Annotated in this window: 24 protein-coding genes; 5 read left to right on the top strand and 19 right to left on the bottom strand. The window is 65.2% G+C overall.

What is annotated here, in order from left to right:
- Positions 1-28: 28 nt before the first annotated feature.
- The 6 genes from CH276_RS22100 to CH276_RS28575 form a co-directional block, all read right to left on the bottom strand.
- Positions 29-1,804, bottom strand: a complete 1,776-nt coding sequence (locus CH276_RS22100) for a long-chain-acyl-CoA synthetase (protein ID WP_094629593.1) — start codon at positions 1,802-1,804, stop codon at positions 29-31.
- 92 nt (positions 1,805-1,896) lie between these two features.
- Positions 1,897-2,460, bottom strand: a complete 564-nt coding sequence (locus tag CH276_RS22095) for a TIGR00730 family Rossman fold protein (protein WP_032394087.1) — start codon at positions 2,458-2,460, stop codon at positions 1,897-1,899.
- On the bottom strand, positions 2,457-3,263 hold the full coding sequence (locus CH276_RS22090; RefSeq protein ID WP_032394086.1) for a TIGR00730 family Rossman fold protein: 807 nt from the start codon (positions 3,261-3,263) through the stop codon (positions 2,457-2,459). Before CH276_RS22090 ends, CH276_RS22095 begins: the two co-directional genes overlap by 4 nt.
- A gap of 10 nt (positions 3,264-3,273) precedes the next feature.
- Positions 3,274-4,359 carry a succinyl-diaminopimelate desuccinylase gene (gene dapE, locus CH276_RS22085; protein WP_094629592.1) on the bottom strand — a complete coding sequence of 362 codons (1,086 nt, stop codon included), beginning with the start codon at positions 4,357-4,359 and terminating at the stop codon, positions 3,274-3,276.
- 11 nt (positions 4,360-4,370) lie between these two features.
- On the bottom strand, positions 4,371-5,318 hold the full coding sequence (locus CH276_RS22080) for an SMP-30/gluconolactonase/LRE family protein (RefSeq protein WP_094629591.1): 948 nt from the start codon (positions 5,316-5,318) through the stop codon (positions 4,371-4,373).
- A gap of 45 nt (positions 5,319-5,363) precedes the next feature.
- Positions 5,364-5,507, bottom strand: a complete 144-nt coding sequence (locus CH276_RS28575) for a hypothetical protein (RefSeq protein ID WP_158462611.1) — start codon at positions 5,505-5,507, stop codon at positions 5,364-5,366.
- Between the two features lie 180 nt (positions 5,508-5,687).
- Here CH276_RS28575 and dapD point away from each other — a divergent pair, with 180 nt between their 5' ends.
- The gene (dapD, locus tag CH276_RS22075) at positions 5,688-6,641 is read left to right on the top strand and encodes a 2,3,4,5-tetrahydropyridine-2,6-dicarboxylate N-succinyltransferase (protein WP_032394083.1); all 954 of its coding nucleotides are present in this window, start codon (positions 5,688-5,690) and stop codon (positions 6,639-6,641) included.
- Positions 6,642-6,733: 92 nt separating this feature from the next.
- On the opposite strand, the gene CH276_RS22070 is transcribed toward dapD, so the two are convergent.
- On the bottom strand, positions 6,734-8,143 hold the full coding sequence (locus tag CH276_RS22070) for an HNH endonuclease signature motif containing protein (protein ID WP_094629590.1): 1,410 nt from the start codon (positions 8,141-8,143) through the stop codon (positions 6,734-6,736).
- Between the two features lie 124 nt (positions 8,144-8,267).
- On the opposite strand from CH276_RS22070, the gene CH276_RS28570 reads away from it, so the two are divergent.
- Complete coding sequence (locus CH276_RS28570; RefSeq protein ID WP_176459375.1) at positions 8,268-8,666, top strand: hypothetical protein; 399 nt, start codon at positions 8,268-8,270, stop codon at positions 8,664-8,666.
- Here CH276_RS28570 and CH276_RS22060 read toward each other — a convergent pair.
- From CH276_RS22060 to CH276_RS22050, 3 genes are read right to left on the bottom strand one after another with little or no spacing between them, the layout of a single operon-like run.
- On the bottom strand, positions 8,646-9,101 hold the full coding sequence (locus tag CH276_RS22060; RefSeq protein ID WP_094629589.1) for a 6,7-dimethyl-8-ribityllumazine synthase: 456 nt from the start codon (positions 9,099-9,101) through the stop codon (positions 8,646-8,648). The genes CH276_RS28570 and CH276_RS22060 overlap by 21 nt on opposite strands.
- 10 nt (positions 9,102-9,111) lie before the next feature.
- The gene (locus CH276_RS22055) at positions 9,112-9,543 is read right to left on the bottom strand and encodes a DUF1810 domain-containing protein (protein WP_094629699.1); all 432 of its coding nucleotides are present in this window, start codon (positions 9,541-9,543) and stop codon (positions 9,112-9,114) included.
- Positions 9,544-9,553: 10 nt separating this feature from the next.
- Positions 9,554-10,138: a TetR/AcrR family transcriptional regulator gene (locus CH276_RS22050; protein WP_094629588.1), complete on the bottom strand. Its 585-nt coding sequence runs from the start codon at positions 10,136-10,138 to the stop codon at positions 9,554-9,556.
- Between the two features lie 61 nt (positions 10,139-10,199).
- Here CH276_RS22050 and CH276_RS22045 point away from each other — a divergent pair, with 61 nt between their 5' ends.
- Positions 10,200-10,961, top strand: a complete 762-nt coding sequence (locus tag CH276_RS22045; protein ID WP_068053047.1) for an SDR family NAD(P)-dependent oxidoreductase — start codon at positions 10,200-10,202, stop codon at positions 10,959-10,961.
- On the opposite strand, the gene CH276_RS22040 is transcribed toward CH276_RS22045, so the two are convergent.
- On the bottom strand, positions 10,936-11,376 hold the full coding sequence (locus CH276_RS22040) for a MarR family winged helix-turn-helix transcriptional regulator (RefSeq protein ID WP_094629587.1): 441 nt from the start codon (positions 11,374-11,376) through the stop codon (positions 10,936-10,938). The two genes, CH276_RS22045 and CH276_RS22040, sit on opposite strands and share 26 nt — an antisense overlap.
- 60 nt (positions 11,377-11,436) lie before the next feature.
- Between CH276_RS22040 and CH276_RS22035 the strand changes: the two genes are divergently transcribed.
- Positions 11,437-12,138 carry an SDR family oxidoreductase gene (locus CH276_RS22035; RefSeq protein WP_094629586.1) on the top strand — a complete coding sequence of 234 codons (702 nt, stop codon included), beginning with the start codon at positions 11,437-11,439 and terminating at the stop codon, positions 12,136-12,138.
- 13 nt (positions 12,139-12,151) lie between these two features.
- On the opposite strand, the gene CH276_RS22030 is transcribed toward CH276_RS22035, so the two are convergent.
- From CH276_RS22030 to CH276_RS22005, 6 genes are all read right to left on the bottom strand, one after another.
- Positions 12,152-12,637: a CoA-binding protein gene (locus CH276_RS22030; protein WP_094629585.1), complete on the bottom strand. Its 486-nt coding sequence runs from the start codon at positions 12,635-12,637 to the stop codon at positions 12,152-12,154.
- The gene (locus CH276_RS22025) at positions 12,634-13,932 is read right to left on the bottom strand and encodes an O-acetylhomoserine aminocarboxypropyltransferase/cysteine synthase family protein (RefSeq protein WP_094629584.1); all 1,299 of its coding nucleotides are present in this window, start codon (positions 13,930-13,932) and stop codon (positions 12,634-12,636) included. Before CH276_RS22025 ends, CH276_RS22030 begins: the two co-directional genes overlap by 4 nt.
- Positions 13,933-13,936: 4 nt before the next feature.
- Positions 13,937-14,449: an OsmC family protein gene (locus tag CH276_RS22020; protein WP_094629583.1), complete on the bottom strand. Its 513-nt coding sequence runs from the start codon at positions 14,447-14,449 to the stop codon at positions 13,937-13,939.
- Positions 14,450-14,639: 190 nt separating this feature from the next.
- Entirely contained in the window at positions 14,640-15,299 is a 660-nt protein-coding gene (locus CH276_RS22015; protein WP_094629582.1) for an SDR family NAD(P)-dependent oxidoreductase, read from the bottom strand.
- A gap of 48 nt (positions 15,300-15,347) precedes the next feature.
- Entirely contained in the window at positions 15,348-16,394 is a 1,047-nt protein-coding gene (locus tag CH276_RS22010; protein ID WP_094629581.1) for an ABC transporter substrate-binding protein, read from the bottom strand.
- Between the two features lie 43 nt (positions 16,395-16,437).
- Entirely contained in the window at positions 16,438-17,853 is a 1,416-nt protein-coding gene (locus CH276_RS22005; RefSeq protein WP_094629580.1) for an acyl-CoA synthetase, read from the bottom strand.
- Between the two features lie 2 nt (positions 17,854-17,855).
- On the opposite strand from CH276_RS22005, the gene CH276_RS22000 reads away from it, so the two are divergent.
- A complete protein-coding gene (locus tag CH276_RS22000; RefSeq protein WP_045199197.1) occupies positions 17,856-18,281 on the top strand; it encodes a hypothetical protein in 426 nt (141 codons plus the stop codon).
- 166 nt (positions 18,282-18,447) lie between these two features.
- Here the strand turns inward: CH276_RS22000 and CH276_RS21995 are convergent, their stop codons facing one another.
- Positions 18,448-19,065, bottom strand: a complete 618-nt coding sequence (locus tag CH276_RS21995) for a LysE family translocator (protein ID WP_032394073.1) — start codon at positions 19,063-19,065, stop codon at positions 18,448-18,450.
- Between the two features lie 118 nt (positions 19,066-19,183).
- A complete protein-coding gene (dapC, locus tag CH276_RS21990; protein WP_094629579.1) occupies positions 19,184-20,287 on the bottom strand; it encodes a succinyldiaminopimelate transaminase in 1,104 nt (367 codons plus the stop codon).
- Positions 20,288-20,289 lie beyond the last annotated feature (2 nt).

Raw genomic sequence — 20,289 nt, 5'->3', positions numbered from 1 at the left:
TAGTGGCACGAGCGCATCTTTCGGGTGCTCAGCCCTTGGGAGCCTTGCCTGCGGCGACCTCGGCGACGTAGCCGTCGTACGCCTTCTCGTAGCCACCGGACTTGCCGCGCAGCACGTACAGGTCGCTGTCGCCGTCTTCCTCGTAGCCGAGCTTGCGCAGGGCCACCTTCTGACTCTTGAACGTCGACGTCTGCTCGAGGCTGTCGACGACCCTGACGAAGAGGGGCACCGCGTACGTGGGGAGCTTGTCGTAGAGGTGCGCGGCCGTGGACTTGCCGTCGAAGGTCTCGCCCTCGCGCAGCGTCACCGCAGCCATGCCTGCCTTGCCGTCGGTTCCCTCGATGTCGACGCCGTACACGACGGCACCGTCGATCGACGGATGCCCACCGAGCGCACCTTCGACCTGAGTGGTGGCTACGTTCTCACCCTTCCAACGGAAGGTGTCGCCGAGACGGTCGACGAATGCGACGTGCATCCAGCCCTGCTTACGAACCAGATCGCCGGTGTCGAACCACGCGTCGCCGTCCTTGAAGCCGTCGCGCACCAACTTCTTCTCGGTGGCCTTGTCGTCGGAGTAGCCGTCGAACGGTGCCCGGTCGGTCACCTTGGACAACAGCAGTCCGACCTCGCCGTTTCCGACCTTGCGGAGCTTGCCGTCCTGACCGCGCTTGGCCTTGCCGGACTCCTCGTCGTACTGGACGACGGCGTACGGGAGCGGGCAGATCCCGGCGGTCTTCTTCATGTTGAGGGCGTTGATGAACGCGATGTTGCACTCGCTTGCACCGTAGAACTCGGCGACGCGGGAGATGCCGAATCGTTCGGTGAACTCCTCCCAGATCTCCGGGCGCAGTCCGTTGCCGACGATCAGTTTCACCGAGTTGTCGCGGTCGGAGCTCTTCTTCGGCTGTGTCAGCAGGTAGCGGCACAGCTCGCCGATGTAGGTGAACGCGGTGGCCTTGTTGACCCGGATGTCGTCCCAGAAATTGCTCACCGAGAACTGCTTGCCGATGGCCATCGTCGCGCCGCCCGCGAGCACCGAGGACAGCGTCACCGTCAGCGCGTTGTTGTGGTAGAGCGGCAGGCAGCAGTAGATGACGTCGTTGCTGCGCAGCCGGACACCCATGTTGCCGAGACCGGACATGGACTTGAGCCAGCGGAAGTGGCTCATCAGGCTCGCCTTCGGCATGCCGGTGGTGCCCGAGGTGAAGATGTAGAACGCCTTCTCCTTGGCCTGGATCTCGGCGGTCACCTTCGGGTTGGCTGTCGACGCCGTCGCGGCGAGTTCGGCGAGTTTCTTCAGCGGCAGTACGGCACCGACCTTCGGCTCCCCGTCGAGCGAATCGAGCGCCTCCTGCGCGTTCTCGTCCAGTACGAGGACCTTCGCCTCGAGAATGCCCAGGCTGTGTTCGAGTACATCGCCGCGCTGGTTGTAGTTCAGCATTCCCGCGCTGGCGCCGAGTTTGACGGCGGCAAGTGCGGCGAACAGCGCCTCCGGACGGTTCTTGCTGAGGATGCCGACGACGTCGCCGCGCGTCACTCCGTGGTCTGCGAACACCGCGGCGTACTGGTTGACGAGCTCGTTCGCGTCCCGGTAGGTGATCGACTCACCCTCGAACCGCACGAACGGACGGTCGCTGTTCTTCGCGGCAGCATCCTGGAAGACCTGACCGATCGACGCCTTGTGGTCGGGTTTGCGGGTGAATCCCGCCAGGCCCTTGAGGAGACTGGGCACCTCCGTCACCATTTTCGGCAACGCGACCGCGAGGTCGGTCACTCCAATTTTCTGACGGGCATCGACAGCCATGTACTCCCCTTTGAAGACGATGTGAGATTTCTTACCCTACTTGAGAGTAACAACTTTGAGGAGCGCACTCGTCGGCCACGGTTGGTGACCTGTCACAACGTTGCACAGGCGTCCAGGGCAGCCTCGACCGACGCGGTTCTGATCAGGGCATCCACGGCGCGCTGCTGGACGAAGCCCGTGGCCAGCAGCCCGTCGATCCACTGCATCATGCCGTCGAAATGTCCGAATGGGTCGAGCATCACCATCGGCTTGCTGTGCATCCCGAGATAGCCCGCGGTCCACGTCTCGAACAGCTCCTCCAACGTCCCGATGCCACCCGGCAAGGTGATGAACGCGTCGGCGCGGTCCTCCATGATCTTCTTCCGCTCGCGCATGGTGTCGGTGACGATCAACTCGTCGGCATCGACATCGGCGACCTCGCGATGCACGAGTGCTTTGGGGATCACGCCGACCGTGTTGCCGCCCGCAGCTCGCGTCGCCGCAGCAACGGCGCCCATCATCGACACGTTGCCGCCGCCCGAGACGAGCTGCCAGCCTCGTCGGCCGATCTCGGTGCCGACCTCGGCGGCGAGGTCGATGAAGGAGGAGTCGACGGGACCGGACGCGCAGTAGACGCAGACACTGATCGCGCGTTCGGTCGTGCCACGATCGCTCACTGCTGGGCCTCGCGGACGATCCGGACAGCCTCGTCGACGCTGTCGGTGCAGTGGATCAGTTCGAGGTCCTTCTCGGACACCTTGCCTTCTTTCACGAGAGTCGTCTTGATCCAATCGAGCAGTCCCGACCAGAAGTCCTTGCCCAGCAACACGATCGGGAACCTGGTGACCTTGGCCGTCTGCACCAGGGTCAGCGCCTCGAAGAGTTCGTCGAGAGTACCGAAGCCGCCGGGAAGGCACACGAACGCCTGCGAGTACTTCACGAACATGGTCTTGCGGACGAAGAAGTAGCGAAAGTTGACGCCCAGATCGACCCATTCGTTGAGGCCCTGCTCGAACGGCAGCTCGATCCCGAGCCCGATCGAGTAGCCGTCGGCCTCGCTCGCACCTCGGTTCGCCCCCTCCATCGCGCCCGGCCCACCACCGGTGATGACGGCGAAGCCCTCCTTCGCGAGAGCGGCTCCGAGTTGCCGGGCTCGGGCGTACTCGGGATGGTCGACGGGGGTGCGCGCCGAACCGAACACCGTCACGGCCTTGGGGACCTCGGCGAGTGCACCGAATCCCTCGACGAATTCGCTCTGGATACGCAGCACTCGCCAGGTGTCGGAGTGAATCCAGTTCCCCGGTCCTCGCTCGTCGAGCAGGCGCTGATCCGAGGTGGAGGTCTCGGTGTTCCGGCCACGCCGAAGTACGACGGATCCCTTGTGCTTGGCCGGCTTCTCGCTGCTGTGCCACTCGAAACTGCTGTGTTCTTCGGAACTGCCGTGTTCCTCGGAACTACCTGGGTCCTGGTCGCTGTTCATGGCGTTCAGGCTATCCGGCAGTGAGGTAGCTCCGGAGAACCTGCGTGACGTGGGTGATCTGCTCGACGGGGACGCGTTCGTCGCGCTTGTGGGCGAGATTGGGGTCGCCGGGTCCGTAGTTGACCGCCGGAATACCGAGCGCCGAGAACCGGGAGACGTCCGTCCAGCCGTACTTGGCGCGGAATTGTCCGCCCGCGGCTTCGATGAGCGCAGCCGCCGCAGGCTGGTTCAGTCCGGGAAGGGCACCCGGCGATGAGTCGGTGACCTCGAAGCCGAGATCCAGTCCCTCGACCACCTCACGAACGTGTTCGACGGCGTCGTCGACGCTGCGATCGGGTGCGAAGCGAAAGTTGACATCGAGCTCGGCGGCGTCGGGAACGACGTTGCCCGCGACCCCACCGGAGATCCGGACAGCTTGCAGCCCTTCCCGATACACGCAGCCGTCGATGTCGACGGTGCGTGCGCGATACGCCGCGAGCCGGTTCAGAACCGCGCCGAATTTGTGAATTGCATTGTCGCCCAACCAGGACCGGGCACTGTGAGCCCGTGTTCCCGACGCCGTCAACCGAACCCGCAGTGTCCCTTGGCAACCGGCCTCGATGAACCCGCCGGACGGTTCGCCGAGGATCGCGACGTCGGCGACCAGCCATTCGGGAAGTTCGCGTTCGATGCGGCCCAGCCCGTTGCGGGCAGCCGCGATCTCCTCGCAGTCGTAGAACACCAGAGTGAGATCGTGCGCAGGATTGTCGATCGTCGCGGCGAGATGCAGGAACACTGCGTCGCCCGACTTCATGTCGACGGTTCCGCAGCCGTGCAGGATGTCACCTTCGGCGCTGTCGTGTTCCCGCCTCGACGGCACGTTGTCTGCGATGGGAACCGTGTCGAGGTGCCCGGCGAGCATCACGCGCGACCCGAGCCCGAGGTTGGTCCGGGCCAGCACGGCGTTGCCACTGCGGATGATCTCGAAGCCGGTCGTCTGGTCGCGGAGCGCCCGTTCCACCTCGTCCGCAATGCGCGATTCGTCCTCGCTGACACTGGGGATGTCCACCAGCGCCGCGGTGAGGTCGATCGGGTCTGCATTCAGTTCGAGCGTCACGGGTGAAAACTCTAGGCCGTGGATCCCGGAATCTCGCGGACCACGCCGTCGAAGCCTGCCCCGAACAATCTTCCGTTCGAGAACCCCTGGTCGGAGCGACCGTAGGCGACGACGCTGGTCAACCGAGTTCCGGTGCCGATGACGCACGTCGCCCCCGGCGCATCGATGCGGACGACGGAGCCGCCTGCATTCAGGGGTACCACCGGACGTCCGGCGTCGTCGAGGGTGAGCCCGTCCGGAGCTGCGAACGAGTCGAGTCCCGTCAGGTCGAGCACGCTTTCCGGTGCCGAGGGGTCGGCGAGCGGAATACGGCTGACGCCCGGGTTCACGAAGGTGCGCGAGACGTAGAGGTACCGATCGGCGGCGTCGAGCACTGCGCCGTTGGCACTGGGGAAGCTCGCCCACGCCGGGTCGACCGAACCATCGGGGCCGATCCGGCCGATGAGCGAGCCGAAGTCGTTGGTGGCGTACACCGTTCCGTCAGCGGCGACGGCGAGTCCGTTGGCTGCGCTCAGACCGGTGGCGAACGGGGTCACGGTCAGGGTGTTCACGTCGAGCCGCACGATCCCGGCGGCCTTGACGATGTCTCCGACGAAGACGCGAGGGTCGGCCCCGTAGCCGACCAGCAGGGTGCCGTCGGGCATCCAGGCCAGGGCACCACCGCCGCCGCTGGGAACCGTCGCGATGGGGTAGGCGGCCCGCCCCGGCGCGTCGATGCGAAACACCCGGCCGGAGACGATGTCGGTGACGTAGGCTCGGCCCGACGCGTCGACCGCCAGGCCTTCCAGAGCTGCACCCGGGATCCGTGCGACCACTGCCGACGGACCGCCTGCGGCGGCGCAGGAGGGATCGGCGACTGCGGTGCCGGACCCGACGACGACGCTCCCGGCCACCACCACCGTCGCAGCAGCGATCGCCGTGACGACCGAACGCACACGCGCGGACTTGCTCGAACCCATGACACTCCCCAACCTCGGCGACCCCCTATCAGCCGATGACGATGTCTACCACGCGCCTGCGACATGCAAACCCAGGGCGACCCCGAGCACGATCGTCGTCGCCAGGGTCGTCACCAACCCGGTGAAGGACACACCGTCCGCCATCACCGAGGTCACTCCACGGATGCGGGAGTCGGGACGTGTGGTCACCGGGAAACTCTGACAGCTTCCCCGCCGTCGATGCGTCCGCCGGTATTCCGATGCGATCACGCTCCACGGTCGAACCGATAACGAACCGACGCCGCGTCGGGAACGGCGTCCAGGAACAGTCGACGTTCCCGCAATGACGGGCCAACCCGCCCTCCGGGTCCACCGCGTATTCTTCGAGCCGTGAGCGCACAGGGAGCATCAGCAGTAGGTATTGCCAACATCACGACGTCGGGCGTCGTTCTCGACACCTGGTTTCCGAACCCGGAGCTCGGGTCGGGCTTCGAGACCGGCACCGTCCGGCTCGAGGGTTCGGACGTCCCCGAGGAGCTGGCCGCTCTCGTCGGACCGGACGAGGCGCGCGGCGTCGAGGTAGTCGCAGTGCGCACCAGCATCGCCTCTCTCGACGACGCTCCGATCGACGCCCACGACGCGTATCTGCGACTGCACCTGCTTTCGCACCGGTTGATCCAGCCGCACGGGCAGAACCTCGACGGCGTGTTCGGTCTGCTGTCCAATGTGGTGTGGACCAACTTCGGGCCCGCAGCGGTGGACGGTTTCGAGACGGTGCGCGCGAAACTTCGTGCCCGCGGTCCGGTGACCGTGTACGGAGTCGACAAGTTCCCGCGCCTGGTCGACTACGTCGTTCCCACCGGTGTTCGGATCGCCGACGCCGACCGCGTCCGTCTCGGCGCGCACCTGGCCAGCGGAACGACGGTCATGCACGAGGGCTTCGTCAACTTCAACGCCGGCACGCTCGGCAACTCGATGGTCGAGGGTCGCATCTCCGCGGGCGTCGTCGTGGGCGACGGTTCCGACGTGGGCGGCGGCGCGTCGATCATGGGCACGCTCTCCGGCGGCGGCAAGAATGTCATTTCCGTCGGAAAGAGCTGCCTGCTGGGCGCGAACTCCGGACTCGGCATCTCACTCGGTGACGACTGCGTCGTCGAGGCCGGGCTCTACATCACCGCAGGAACCAAGGTGAGTGGCCCGGATGGAACAGTGGTGAAGGCGGCGACACTGTCCGGCAAGTCCAACCTGCTGTTCCGTCGCAACTCGCTGTCGGGCGCTGTCGAGGTGGTGCCGTGGAAGGGCACCGGCGTCGAACTGAACGCGGCACTGCACGCCAACGACTGAGAGTCCATATCACTCGAATCAGTCTGTCCGACAATTTCTTCCAGCCCCGCACTGTGTTCTCGGTGCGGGGCTGGAGTGGTCTTTGGGCGGGTTCAGGCGATGTGGGGGCCTGCTCGGGCGTGGGATGGTCTGGGTTGTCGGTACGGGTCGACGGTGGCGGGTGGCACGAACCACGGGTGGTTGTCGACGCCGATGAACACTTCCCAATCGGAGTGGTGGATGAGGCGGTGGTGGAATCCGCACAGGAGGACGAGGTTGTTCATGTCGGTGGGGCCACCGTCCGCCCAGTGCCGGATGTGATGCGCTTCTGTCCAGGCGGCGGGTTTGCCGCAGCCGGGGAAGGCGCAGGTGTGGTCTCGGGCGATGAGCGCCTTCTTCTGTTTGGCGGTGACGGTGCGGGCGGTGCGGGCGAGGTTGAGTGGGTTGCCGTTCTCGTCCATGACGATGGCGGTGAGCAGGCAGTCGCAGGCGAGTTGCCGGGAGGTGTTGCGGGAGAGTGGTCCCATCCAGGGGAGCCACCCGACGGTGGTGCCGTCACCGAACAGGTCCCTGTACGCGCCACGATCTGCGGCACAAGGTGGATTCGTCCCGTCTTCCGCATCGGGGTGGATGGGGTGTCCGGTGTTGATGTCGACCGGATCGACTCGGTCTGTGTCGGATTCGGCTGCTGCGCGGGTGGTTTCGTCGTCGGCGATGTCATCGACGTCAGCACTGTCGGCATTGTCGCGGAGGTCGGTGAGATCGCGCAGGCTGATGTGCAGGTTCAGGTGCGGGCGTTCACCGCCTTCGGTGGGGCGGTTACTCGAGGCGAGGTATTGGTCGAGGATGTGTCCGAAGGCGTCGGCCCTGCGCCGGGCGGGGCTGCGGTCGTCTCCGGTTTTGGGTATCTCGGTGCCGTCGGCGGCGGGGCGAGGTTCGGTCAACGGTGAGAGTGCGGTGAGGAGTTTCTCGCCGGTGATCGCATCGAAGTCTCCTTTGAGTACCAGCCGCCCGTTCAAGGTCTTGGAGGCGAAGAGTTCGTTGCGGTCGGTGTCGTCGGCGGGTGGTGTCTTGCCGCCGTAGGTGTCGTGGAGTCTGGTGATCGCTGCACGAATCCGGCCGGTGCGCGCGTCGGGTCCGGTGGCGGCGGTGATCATCGCCTTCCTGGCCATGTCCTGCCCGGCTGGGGGGAGGTTCTTGGGTGGGGTTTCGGCGAAGGTAAGGATCAAGGCGGCGTGGTCGACGGTGATGCTGCCGGTGTCGATGGCCTCGGCGATGTCGGGGAAGTTCTTCAGTCCGCGGGCGAGGGCGACGATCTTGGTGGCCTTGGACGGTGAGAGCAGGGTGGTGGAGGTGAGCCAGCCGGCGGGGCCGGGGAATCCGAGTTTCTCCCGGCTCACGCGGGTGTCGATGTCGGCGACGAGAGCGATGCGGCGGGCTTCGAGCAGCTGGATCTGGTGGGAGACCGCGGCGGCGTCGGCGAGGAGTTCACTCTCGCTCAGTTGCCAAATCTCCGTGGTCATAGAAGCAAGTGTATCGAACGCGCGTTCGACTGGCAACCATAGTTCAATCGGAAACTATTGTGCTGCTTGACTATTCGCGCTTCCAAACCTGTCGGTGGGGTGTGGTATCGGATACGGGCGTGCCTTGGTGATAAAGGATTTTCCAATCACCCGCGCGGCGTTGCCACAACGTCATCCTGCGGGTGGATCGGCCGCCCTGCTCGAGAATGTAGGTCAGCAAATACGTATTCGAGGCAATTTCTCGGAGCTCGAATTCACTGGCTGTCCAGTCGACATCGAGTTGCCCGGTGGGGTCGGATGCGTATCGCTTTTCGAGAACGGCCCAGACGTGCTCGCGGTCGTATCGCCTGCCCGACGCACCGACCTCTCAGAAACCCACGTCCGTCAGGCGATCGAAATCCTCACGCGTGATGCCGAACTCACGGCGATGGAAAATCGGCTCTCGTCGTTCGAGCTCCTCGAGCACCGCATACTCGTCGAACACAGGATTGCCCGCCGAGCGTCAGCCGATGGTCCCCAGTGACGCCAGGGTTTTCACCACAGCCCGCGCGGCTTCTGCGCCTTTGGTTTCGAGGTGAGCGGTGAAGAAGGCGTTGTGGTCGGCGTGTTCGTGGAAGTGGTGTGGCGTCAGCACCACGGAGAACACCGGCACGTCGGTATCCAGCTGCACTCGCATCAGGCCGTCGATGACCGCCGTTTCGACGAAGTCGTGTCGGTAGATTCCGCCGTCCACCACCAGTGCAGCGGCGACGATCGCGGAGTACTTGCCCGTCTTGGCGAGCCGCTGTGCGTGCAGTGGGATCTCGAAGGCCCCGGGTACCTCGAACACGTCGATGGGCGTCTGCGCCTGTCCGAGCTTCTTCAGCTCGGCGGCGAATCCCACTCGCGCGCGATCGACGATGTCCAGGTGCCAGCTGGCGTGGACGAAGGCAATGGATGCGGCGAGTGGAGTCGTCATGGATGCGATGCTAGCGGTATCGCTCGTCGAGCAAGTCGAGTGTCGGGCTATCGAATTCGCCGGCGAAATACTTCTGCAACACTTCGCCGAATACGGACGGACCCTTGGTAGCTTCGGCGAAAAGCGTCATGGACGAATGCAACTTCAGGTTGTCGGGATAGCCGAAGATCTCGTCGACCGTCCGCCCCTCGACAGCTGCCACAAGCCTTGCTGCCTTCTTCAGGCGAGGGCCCAACACTTCGTGCGAGAGGTAGAGCTCCGCCTCGGTCAGATCGGCGATGCCGAAGTGTTGAGCGGTCGCGCTACGCCCCAGTCCCGCCAACTGCGGGAACACGAACCACATCCAGCGTGTCTGCTTGCGTCCCGCCTTCAGTTCCTTCGTTACCGCGGTCCAGACGGGGTCCTGGGCGTCGACGAAGCGTTGCAGGTCGTATTCGGTCATGCCGTTCAACCTAGGTGAACCCACGCAGCAGCGTGTCGACGGTCGCGTCGAGAAGATCCTCGATCGCGACGCCGTCGAGCAGGTCCCCGGTGGCCAGCATCGCAAGTCCGTGCACGCTCGCGAAAGCAACCCGCGCGAGGATCTCGGGTGGAGCCTCGGTGATCACACCTGCGGCGATGGCTTCGCTGAGCAATGCCTCGGTGGCGGTCATGCTTTCGTGCGCAACAGTTTTCAGCTTCTCGCTGGCGTCGGGATGATGCTTGGTGCTGTACATGACGTCCAGCAACTCCGGATGTTCGACCGCGAATCCGAGGTAGGCGCGAGCGACTGCACGAAACCGAGCCATCAGCTCACCGGGCCCAGTTGCCGCGGCGACCATCCGGCGGTTCAGTTCCTCGAAACCGTGCAGGGCCAGCGCATCCAACAGCGCTTGCTTGTCGCGGAAGTGGCGCGCGGGAGCACCGTGACTGACGCCGACATCTCTGGCCAGTTGCCGAAGCGACAACGCGTCGACCCCGCCGTGCGCGATGCTCCGTTCGGCCTCGTCGAGCAACACCGCGCGCAGGTCGCCATGGTGGTAGCGCTGCGTTGCCATGACCTCACCCTAGGCGATGTTGGCGTTGACAACAATGCTGACACTGCCTACATTGGCAGCCATGACTTCCACAGCGCTCATCACCGGAGCAAGTTCGGGCCTCGGCGAGGAATTCGCCACCCGCTTCGCCGCACGCGGCGAGAACGTCGTCCTCGTGGCGCGACGCGCCGATCGACTGAACGCCCTGGCACGGCGCATCGAAGCCGATCACGGGGTGACGGCCACCGTCGTAGCCATGGATCTTGGCGTCCCCGGCATCGGCGAAACCCTTCGAACCACATTGGCGGACAGGGGAATCACACCCACCACACTGATCAACAACGCAGGCTTCGGCACGCACGGGAAGTTCGCCGACGAGGATCCGAAGCGCGTGGCCGCAGAGATCGCCCTCAACATCAGTGCGCTGGTCGACCTCACTCACGCATTCCTGCCGAACCTGACCGGCGCACTGATCAACGTCGCGAGTACCGCCGCGTACCAACCCACACCCAACATGGCCGTCTACGGCGCAACGAAGGCATTCGTCCTGAACTTCACCGAAGCGCTGGCCTTCGAGCACCGCGCCTCGCTGCTGAAGATTCTCGCGCTCTCCCCCGGCCCTACCCGCACCGAGTTCTTCGACGTCGTCGGATCCGAGGACGCCGCGGTGGGCAACTTCCAGACCTCCGAGCAAGTGGTCGCGACGGCTCTGCGCGCGTTGGACTCTCGCCGCACCCCCGCCAGCATCGTGTCCGGCCTGTCCAACAAGATCAGCGCCGGCAGTGTCCGTTTTGCTCCACGTGCACTGGCCACCGTGATCAGTGGTCGCCTGCTGAAAGCATGAGGCCGGCAAGGATGCGCTCGAACACCACTCGCTCGGAAGCCGGAATCGCGTCGAGCAGATACCGTCTGACCGCCTCCGCGTGAACGGGCCGCGCGCGCACGACGGCGTCGCGCCCCACCTCGGTGAGAACTACCTCCACTCCCCCGTCGACCGGACGACGAGTGATCAGTCCGCGGTCGGCCATTCGGGTCAGATGATGCGACAGCCGACTGCGATGCCACTCGAGCAACGCCGCCAATGCGCTCTGCCGCAGCACCCCATGCCCTATTTCGTGCACTCGGGTCAGAACCGCGAAGTCCTGATCCGACAAGCCAGTTCTGTCCGCGATCTCCGCGGTGACGCGAGTCCATACGGCGTCCTGCGCCCGCTTCCACGCGTGCCACAGGGCCATCTCGGATTCGTTCAACAGCGTCATTGCGCCACCCTATCCACCGACCTGTTGACATGACAACACAACCGGGTGCATGGTGTTGATATGACAACACACACTGCTTTGGTCACGGGTGCCAACCGAGGCATCGGCCTTGCCATCGTCCGCGGCCTCGCCGCCCAGGGGTTTGTCGTCTATCTGGGCTCGCGAGATCTCGCCGGGGGCGTCACCGCGGCCACCGGGATCGACGGAGACGTACGCCCGATTCGGCTCGATGTCACCTCGGCCGACGACATCGACGTGGCCGTCCGACACATCGACACCGAAGTGGGCCACCTCGACGCTCTGATCAACAACGCAGGCATCAACGTCGGCTATCACCGCCCTATCGAGGAGAATTCGTCGGATCTGCGAAAGGTGTACGACGTCAACGTCTTCGCCGTCGTCGATGTGACCAACGCATTCCTGCCGCTACTGAGAGAGTCCCCGGCCGGTCGGATCGTCAACGTCACCAGCAAGCGCGGTTCCATCGGCGAGGACGGCGCATGGGTGGGCACGCCATCGATGGCGTATTCGAGCTCGAAGACCGCTCTGAACGCCCTCACCGTCCACTACGCCCGAGACCTTGCCGATACCCCGATCAAGGTCAACGGAGCAGCTCCTGGGCACGTCGCCACCGACTTCAATGGATTCCGCGGAACGCGATCGCCGGACGAGGGTGCGGCCGTGGCGATTCGACTCGCCACCCTCGACGCCGACGGACCCACCGGACTGGTTTTCGAGGACAACACCGTCCTCACGTGGTGAGGCGTACGCGCGCCTACCCCCGTGTCCGACGCGAATCGATCACTCCCGTATCGAATCCGGCCAGGTGCAATCCCCCGTGGAATCGGGCGTGTTCGATCTTGAGGCACCGATCCATGACGACGTTCAATCCCGCTGCCTCGCCGTCGTTGGCCACCTGCTCGTGCCACAGCCCCAGCTGAAGCCAGATCGTCTTCGCCTGCGCTGCAATGGTTTCCGAAAGCACTTCAGGAAGGTCGTCGTACTTGCGGAACACGTCGACCAGATCCGGCGGCTTCGGTAGTTCGGCGAGTGTGGGGTATACCGTCGTTCCTTCGATGTCGGTGACCGTCGGGTTCACCAGAAAGATCTCGTAGTTGCTCGTCGACGAGAGGTATCGGTTGACGAAGTAGCTTGCCCGCGAGGGGTTCTTCGACGCACCGACGATCGCGACGGTCTTCGTCTCTCGCAGGATGCGTTGCCGCTGCGGCGCGGACGGGCCCTGCCAGGTGCGTTCGCTCATGACCGAGCCTTTCCTGTTGCCAGCGTCAGGGCCTGATCCAGGTCCCACAGAATGTCCTCGGCGTCTTCGAGGCCGACGCTGATACGAATCAGCTCGGGACCGACACCTGCTCCGCGCAGTTGCTCGTCGGTCAGTTGTCGGTGCGTGGTGCTGCCCGGGTGGATAACCAGCGTGCGCACGTCACCGATGTTGGCGACGTGGCTGGCGACCTGGACGCTCTCGACGAACGCCTGCCCGGCCTCGCGGCCACCGTCGATTCCGAAAGCGAACACCGCACCGGGACCGGTGGGGAGGTACTTCGCTGCTCGGTCGTGGTGTGGGTGACTGTGCAGCCCGGCCCATCTCACGTACTCGATCCGGGGATCTGCCTCGAGCCACTCGGCGACCACCCGAGCATTGGCGACGTGCGCGTCCATGCGTTGCGGCAGCGTCTCCACTCCCTGGATCAACGTGAATGCCGATTGCGGTGCGAGTGCGCCGCCGATGTCGCGCAACTGCTCGCTGCGCAGCTTGGTCAGAAAGCCGTATTCGCCGAAGTTCCCCCACCACGACAGACCGCCGTACGAATCCACCGGGGCCGTCATCTGCGGGAATTTGCCCGAGCCCCAATCGAATCGCCCGGATTCGACCACCACTCCCCCGAGCGTCGATCCGTGACCACCGAGGAACTTGGTGGCCGAGTGGATCACGATGTCGGCACCGAATTCGATCGGCCTGCTCAGCCACGGCGTCGCCATCGTCGCGTCGATCACCAACGGAATTCCGTGATCGTGGGCCACGGCGGCGAGACCCTCGAGGTCGGCGATCTCCCCCGACGGATTGCCGATGATCTCCGCGTAGATCAGCTTGGTCGAATCCGTCACCGCTGCTGCGTAATCCGCAGGATCGGTACCGGGAACGAATGTGGTCTCGACGCCGAAGCGACGCAGCGTGACGTCGAGCTGGGTCACCGTGCCGCCGTAGAGCCCGGCCGCGGCAACGATGTGGTCGCCGGTGCCGGCAAGCGCAGCGAACACTGCGAACTCGGCCGCCAACCCACTGGCGAACGCCACCGCCCCGATGCCGCCTTCGAGGCTCGCGATGCGCTCCTCGAAGGCGGCGACCGTGGGGTTGCCGATGCGGCTGTAGACGTTGCCGTACTTCTGCAGAGCGAACAGATCGCCTGCGTCCGCGGAATTCTCGAACACGTAGCTGGCCGTCTGATAGATGGGCACAGCACGCGAACCGGTGGAAGGATCCGGTCTCGCTCCGGCGTGAATTGCTCTGGTACGCAGGCCGAATGTCCGTTCGCTCATGACATCAGGCCGTTTCGAGAACGGTGTGAATCGGGGTGGGATTGCGCGTCAGATCCAGCACGGGGCAGTGGTCGTCGACGGCCTTCTGCAGCTCCTCGTACCGCTCCCGGGTTTCGGGACCGGTGACGGTCACGACGACGCGCACCTCACCGAATCCGGGACGAACGTTGTCGTCGAAACCGAAGAATCCGCGAACGTCGAGGTCACCCTCGGCCTTGGCCTTGATGTCGTCGACGACGATACCGAGCTTCTCCGCCCAGACGCGGTACGTGACCACTTGGCAGGACAGCAGTGACGCCAGGTAGTACTCGACCGGGTTGGCCGCCTTGTTTTCACCACCGAGGGCGGGCGGCTCGTCGACCTCGACGCTGTACTTGCCCAGGGTGACGGTGCTGGCGACGGCATCGTGCGCGGTGACCGAGGCCCGGAAGACCGCCTGGGCGTTCTTGGCGTCGGCCTGCACGGCCTCGTCGGTGGCGGCGATGATGCCGCCGAGGTGGGACACAGATGTGGTCATGAGTGATCCTGTTCGTCGAAAAAGGTTGCCGGAAGAACCCGAGGAGCACGTAGAGCTCGTCGGGGCTGGGTTCGATCGACAGTTACGAACAGGAAGAAGTGCAGACCAGGCACAGATCGATGGTGCGACGACGCACGAGCCTTCTGCCCGCGTCGGTCACATGTGTCTCGGTCACGGTGCCGACAATAGCCTAAGAGAACTGGTCTGCGCCGACGTCGGTTTCGTCGTCGGTGATCGCCGCGACGATACGTTCCGCCACCACCTCCGGCGTCAGACCTTGGGGCAGTTTCGGTGCCTGCCCGGCGATCGGCCGCGTCGCAAGACCCGTCTCGGTGTGCGGCGGACGCACGTCGACGATCCTGATCTTCGACTTACGTGCCTCTGTACGAACGCTTTTCAGCAGTGCCGTCACTGCGGCCTTGCTCGCCGAGTAGGCACCCATGTTCGGCATCGGCTTGTCGGCCACGACGGCACTGATGTTGAGCACGAACCCGCCCTGATCCAGGTTGGTCAGCGCTTCTCGAAGTACCCGCAGTGGTGCGAGATAGTTGAGCAGCAACAGTTCGTCGACGGTGTCGTCGTCCACGTCGGTGACCGGCCCGAACGCCACGACACCTGCGGCGATGACGATCCCGTCCAGTCCGCCGTGGTGTTCGACGGCCTCCGAGACCACCGAGCGAGCCGAATCAGGCAGCGTCAGATCGGCATTCACCGTGTGGTGGTCAGACTCGATGCTCCGGCCGCTCACGGTCAGCCGAGCACCGGCCTTCGCGAGCTGCTCGACGATCGGACCGCCGAGACCGCCACTGGCACCGAATACGAGAATGCGCGCACCATCGATAGTGGTCATCTCTCGAATTTAACCGCCGCCTCGCACTCTCGCTGACGACGGCGTTGATCAGAGCAGTTCGGCTGCGCGGCGGACCACATCGATGCAGATGTCGAGATTGAGCGGGCTCAACGTCGAGAAGCCCTGAGCCACTTCACCTTGTTCGAGCACCACCACCCGGCCCGCTGCGACGCTCGGCAACGAGGTGAACAGTCCGGTATCGACGATCCCGGTCGAGCCGAAGTCGAACACGACGAGCACGTCGGCATCGGCGAGGATGTCGGCGTTCTCTGCGGAGAACTCGGGGCGCGGGGCGTCGGCGGTCGCTCCGTCGGACAGGGCGGCGACCGTCGTGAACCCGGCCCGCCGGAACAGATCCACGGCAGGGATCGACTCGTGACCGAGTCCGTAGAACGTCGCCGTGTCGTAGGCGGCAATCAGACCGACCGTCGCACCCGCGACGTCGAGGCCTTCGAGCGCGGCGGACATTCTCGCCTCGGTGTCCGAGATGAGCTCGTCCGCGCGATCTCGCCGATCGAGTGCGTCTCCGATGATCTGCAGGTTGCGTCGCCAATCGAAGTACGCGATCTGAAGCACCGGGGCGAGCGATTCGAGCTGGGAACGAGACTCGGCCACCCCGTCGTCTCCGATGATGAGGTCCGGTTCCGCCGCGGCGATGCGCTCGGTGTCGATCGACTCGCCGAGGGAGATCCGCTCACTCGACCCGCCGAGTTCGGTGAGAGCGTTCTCGTGCCATTCCCACGACCGGTTCGGTGCGCCGGTCATCTCGGCGAAGCCCTCACGCACCCCGAACTGCACGGGGACGACACCGAGCGCGAGCACCGTGTCCAGATCCCACAGGTTGGCCACACACGCCACCCGCTGTGGCCGACGGTCGATCACGACGGACTCACCGGCATCGTCGACGATCGTGCGGGGATATCCGTCCGCGGCCGTCTCGTCGCCCGGGGCCTGCTCCTCACCGGTACCGCATCCGGCGAGCAGGGCCGCGATGGCGACGCTGCCGATGAGGAACTCACGACGCGTCGCGGCCTCGATCGTGCCGGTCTCGAGCTGGGTTGCCCCGATGGCGATTGCGGGCGCAGGTGCGGTCATGGCCCAGAACGATAGGCATGCCTAACCTATGACGTCAACAGCGTCAGCCGAGCAGCTTCTTCTGCACCTTCCCCATCGCATTACGCGGGAGGGAGTCGACGACGCGAATCTCGCGGGGCCGCTTGTGAATCGACAGCTCGGTGGCCACCAGATCGATCAGCACCCGATCGTCCACATCGGTGCCGACGACGAACGCGACGATGCGCTGACCCAGATCGTCGTCGGGCACACCGACCACGGCCACCTCGTCGACGCTCGGATGCCCCAGCAACACCGTCTCGATCTCCCCTGCGCCGACGCGATATCCGCCGGACTTGATCAGATCGGTCGAGGCTCGCCCCACGATTCGATGGAAGCCGTCGGGCTCGATGAGAGCGACGTCCCCGGTGTCGAACCACCCGTCCTCGGTGAAGGTCTTCGCCGTCGCCTCGGGGTTGTTCAGGTAGCCGTCGAACAGCATCGGGCAGCGGATCTGCAACGCTCCGATGGATTCGCCGTCGTGCGGCAGGATTTCGCCCTTCTCACCGCGCAACCGTGTCTCGACGCCCGCGACCGGCAGTCCGACCGAGCCTGCGCGACGCTCCCCGTCGGCGCGGGTGCTGATGGTGATGAGGGTTTCGCTCATGCCGTATCGCTCGATCGGAGCCTGGCCGGTGAGTTCACGCAGCTTCTCGAACACCGGGACCGGAAGCGGGGCGCTGCCGGAAACCAGCAGACGGGCACCGGCAAGAGCGCGGGCCGAGTCCTCGTCCGCGGCGATGCGCGACCATACGGTCGGCACCCCGAAGTACAGGGATCCGCGTGCGGCCGCGTACAGCTCCGGCGTCGGCTTACCGGTGTGGATCAGCGGGCTGCCCACCCGAAGCGGGCCGAGGACACCGAGAATGAGGCCGTGCACGTGGAACAACGGAAGCCCCTGCACCACAGTGTCTTTCGACGTCCATGCCCAGGCCTGCGCCAACGCGTCGAGCCCGGCCGCGATGGCGCTGCGAGAGATCAGGACGCCTTTCGGCGGGCCGGTGGTACCGGAGGTGTACAGCACGAACGCAACCGAGGACGGCAGCGGTTCGGGGTAGCTGTGCCACGACCGTGCATGCTGACGCACCGGCAGAACATCGAGGCCGGAGGTAGCGGGCGGTGCTTCACCGAGCCACGCCTGCGCGCCCGAGTCGCGGAGGATGTGCTCACGTTCGGCCACCCCGGCATCGGGCGGAACGGGTACCACGGTGACACCGGCGATGAGTGCACCCACGACGGCGAGCACCGTCTTCACCGACGGCGTCGCGTAGATCGCGAGGCGGTCGGCTCGTGAGATGCGCTCGGCCACGGACGTCGCCGCGCCCAGGATATCGGCACGAGAGAGGGAGACTCCGTCGATCGTGATGGCGTCGGGAATATCGTCTCCCCGCGCAACGGCGAGTGGGTTCAGTGAACGAAGCAGCACATGGCTACCGTACATACATGGACGTGGACGGAATCGACACCGGCGACTACGCCGAGTACATGACGGTCGCCGCTGGTGACCTGCAGGCGGGTGTCTATCTGATCGGAACCGACGCAGAGCAGGACACCGATTCCGAGGACGACCTCGATCTGGACCTCGAGGACTCCGATTCCGACGATGACGACATCGACGTCGCACACGTCACCGACGGCGCGCCGAGGCTGGTCTACTCGGTGCAGTCCGACGACTTCTGGACCCGCGTCGAATTGGCCGATCTCCGAGCCACCCAACTCTACGAGGAAGCTCACGCACGCAATCCCGAGGTCAACACCGAGCCGAAACGGTTCACCACCGTCGAGGCGTTCGGCAGCAACGAACTGGTCTACATCCTGCGCATCCGACGCGGCGGCTGGGATGTGGGCGAGCCGGACCTCGAGCCGTGATCGGCTAGGCCCCTCTGGTCCTCGCACACGCGCGCGCGTTTGCTGAACGCGAGTGGTTTCGCGTCACGAATCTGCGTGCCTATGGCAAGTGCGCGCGCGTGTGCGAGATCCAGGCCGCGCCCCAGTGCCCATCAGTCGTGAAACGTGATGCTGCCGATTCCCTGACTCAGGCCGAGGATGCGACGGTGCCGACGCCGAGCGCGACCAGGATTCCGGCGCTGATGCGGTCGATCCAGTCGGTGACCGCCGGCCTGCGCAGCAGTGCGACCGCACGTGAGGCGAGAACGGAGAACACCCCCATCACCAGCGCCGCGACCACCACCTCGACCAGCCCGAGCGTCATGGCACCGGCGAACGTGACCACGGTGAGGAACTGCGGCACCACCGCGAGATAGAACAGTCCGACCTTGGGATTGAGCGCGCACGAGAGAACTCCGGCACCGAACGCCGACCACGCGGACGCGGCGACGGGCACGAGCGGCTCGCCTGCCACCTTGTTCTTGCGTCGAGCCCGGAAAGCCTTCACGCCCAGATACAACAGGTACAGCCCACCGAGGATCTTCACGACCCGATACGCCGTCGCGGACTGTTCGACGATCGCCGCCAGCCCGACGGCCACCAGCACGGCCCAGAACAGTCCGCCGATCGCGACGCCCATCGCCGCCGCGATGCCCGGCTTGAGGCCGCCGATGCTGTAGCGGAGGACCAGAAACGAATCGGGCCCGGGCAGGATCGCCAGCAGAAAACACACACCGGCGAAGCTGAGCAGCAGGCTGAGAGTCATGGGTACATGAGAACACCCGGGCCGAGCCGAAGCCAACCGACTTTTCTGTCCACAATTCGCATCGAGAAACGGAATTCCGTTGGCCGGGCCGAATCGTGGACAGTCAGTGCACCACGCACTATCCGCGCAGGCGAGCCGCCGCAGCCTCGATGCGTTCGTCCGTGGCCGTCAATGCGATCCGCACGTGATGGGCACCGTCGGGACCGTAGAACTCCCCCGGTGCGGCGAGGATGCCGCGCTGGGCGAGCCAGTCGACGGTGTCGCGGCACTTCTCACCCCGCGTGGCCCAGAGGTAGAGCCCGGCTTCGGAGTGGTCGACGGTGAAGCCCGCTGCCTCGACGGCGGATTTGAGAGTCGTTCGCCGGGCTCGGTATCGCTCGCGCTGGATGTTCTCGTGCTCGTCGTCGGCCAGTGCGGCGGTCATGGCAGCTTGGATCGGCAACGGCACCATCATGCCGGCATGCTTGCGCACCTCGAGCAACTCGGCGACGAGGGAGGCATCTCCGGTGACGAAGCCGGCGCGATAGCTGGCCAGGTTCGAGGTCTTCGAGAGTGAGTGCACCGCAAGGAGATTGGTGTGATCTCCGTCGCACACGCGGGGGTCGAGAACCGACACGGCCTCGGCATCCCAGGTCAGACCCAGGTAGCACTCGTCGGAGACGACGATCGCGTCACGTTCGCGGGCCCAGTCGACGACCTTGCGCAGGTGCTCGACACCGAGCACCTTGCCCGTCGGGTTGGACGGCGAATTGACGAATATCAATGACGCCCGCTCCGGTCCGAGACGCGCGAGACCGTCTGCCCGCAGAATACGAGCGCCGGCAAGCAGAGCACCCACTTCGTAAGTGGGATAGGCCAATTCGGGGATGACGACCAGGTCCTCGGCTCCGAGGCCCAGCAATGTCGGCAACCACGCGATCATTTCCTTGGTGCCGATGGCAGGCAGCACGGCGTCGACCCCGATGCCGGTGATCGAGTAGCGGCGCTCGAGCGCAGCCACCGCGGCCTCCCGCAGCGCAACGGTACCGACGGTCGTCGGGTATCCGGGTTCGTCCGCAACCGAATTCAGTGCGGTGCGGATGACCTCGGCAACCGGATCCACCGGCGTCCCGACCGACAGATTGACGATGCCGTCCGGGTGCGCCGACGCCGTCTCCTTGGCAGCGGTCAACGAGTCCCATGGGAAATCGGGCAGCGTCGCTGCCACCGCTCTGCGTGCCAAGG

Source organism: Rhodococcus sp. 06-470-2 (genome assembly GCF_002258235.1).
Lineage (GTDB): Bacteria > Actinomycetota > Actinomycetes > Mycobacteriales > Mycobacteriaceae > Rhodococcoides.
The sequence above is the reverse complement of the archived record's forward strand: the minus strand, read 5'-3'. Positions and strand labels throughout refer to the sequence as shown.

What these genes read in the sequence shown, in the direction of transcription:
- CH276_RS22090 (WP_032394086.1), bottom strand. Translation starts at nt 3,263, where the DNA reads ATGAACAGCGACCAGGACCCAGGTAGTTCCGAGGAACACGGCAGTTCC.
- CH276_RS22070 (WP_094629590.1), bottom strand. Translation starts at nt 8,143, where the DNA reads ATGACCACGGAGATTTGGCAACTGAGCGAGAGTGAACTCCTCGCCGAC.
- CH276_RS22045 (WP_068053047.1), top strand. Translation starts at nt 10,200, where the DNA reads ATGACTTCCACAGCGCTCATCACCGGAGCAAGTTCGGGCCTCGGCGAG.
- CH276_RS22010 (WP_094629581.1), bottom strand. Translation starts at nt 16,394, where the DNA reads ATGACCGCACCTGCGCCCGCAATCGCCATCGGGGCAACCCAGCTCGAG.
- CH276_RS22020 (WP_094629583.1), bottom strand. Translation starts at nt 14,449, where the DNA reads ATGACCACATCTGTGTCCCACCTCGGCGGCATCATCGCCGCCACCGAC.
- CH276_RS22050 (WP_094629588.1), bottom strand. Translation starts at nt 10,138, where the DNA reads ATGGCAACGCAGCGCTACCACCATGGCGACCTGCGCGCGGTGTTGCTC.
- CH276_RS22040 (WP_094629587.1), bottom strand. Translation starts at nt 11,376, where the DNA reads ATGACGCTGTTGAACGAATCCGAGATGGCCCTGTGGCACGCGTGGAAG.
- CH276_RS22030 (WP_094629585.1), bottom strand. Translation starts at nt 12,637, where the DNA reads ATGAGCGAACGCACCTGGCAGGGCCCGTCCGCGCCGCAGCGGCAACGC.
- CH276_RS22100 (WP_094629593.1), bottom strand. Translation starts at nt 1,804, where the DNA reads ATGGCTGTCGATGCCCGTCAGAAAATTGGAGTGACCGACCTCGCGGTC.
- CH276_RS22055 (WP_094629699.1), bottom strand. Translation starts at nt 9,543, where the DNA reads ATGACCGAATACGACCTGCAACGCTTCGTCGACGCCCAGGACCCCGTC.
- CH276_RS22080 (WP_094629591.1), bottom strand. Translation starts at nt 5,318, where the DNA reads ATGGGTTCGAGCAAGTCCGCGCGTGTGCGTTCGGTCGTCACGGCGATC.
- CH276_RS22005 (WP_094629580.1), bottom strand. Translation starts at nt 17,853, where the DNA reads ATGTACGGTAGCCATGTGCTGCTTCGTTCACTGAACCCACTCGCCGTT.
- CH276_RS22000 (WP_045199197.1), top strand. Translation starts at nt 17,856, where the DNA reads ATGGACGTGGACGGAATCGACACCGGCGACTACGCCGAGTACATGACG.
- CH276_RS21995 (WP_032394073.1), bottom strand. Translation starts at nt 19,065, where the DNA reads ATGACTCTCAGCCTGCTGCTCAGCTTCGCCGGTGTGTGTTTTCTGCTG.
- CH276_RS22025 (WP_094629584.1), bottom strand. Translation starts at nt 13,932, where the DNA reads ATGAGCGAACGGACATTCGGCCTGCGTACCAGAGCAATTCACGCCGGA.
- CH276_RS22015 (WP_094629582.1), bottom strand. Translation starts at nt 15,299, where the DNA reads ATGACCACTATCGATGGTGCGCGCATTCTCGTATTCGGTGCCAGTGGC.
- CH276_RS22035 (WP_094629586.1), top strand. Translation starts at nt 11,437, where the DNA reads ATGACAACACACACTGCTTTGGTCACGGGTGCCAACCGAGGCATCGGC.
- CH276_RS22060 (WP_094629589.1), bottom strand. Translation starts at nt 9,101, where the DNA reads ATGACGACTCCACTCGCCGCATCCATTGCCTTCGTCCACGCCAGCTGG.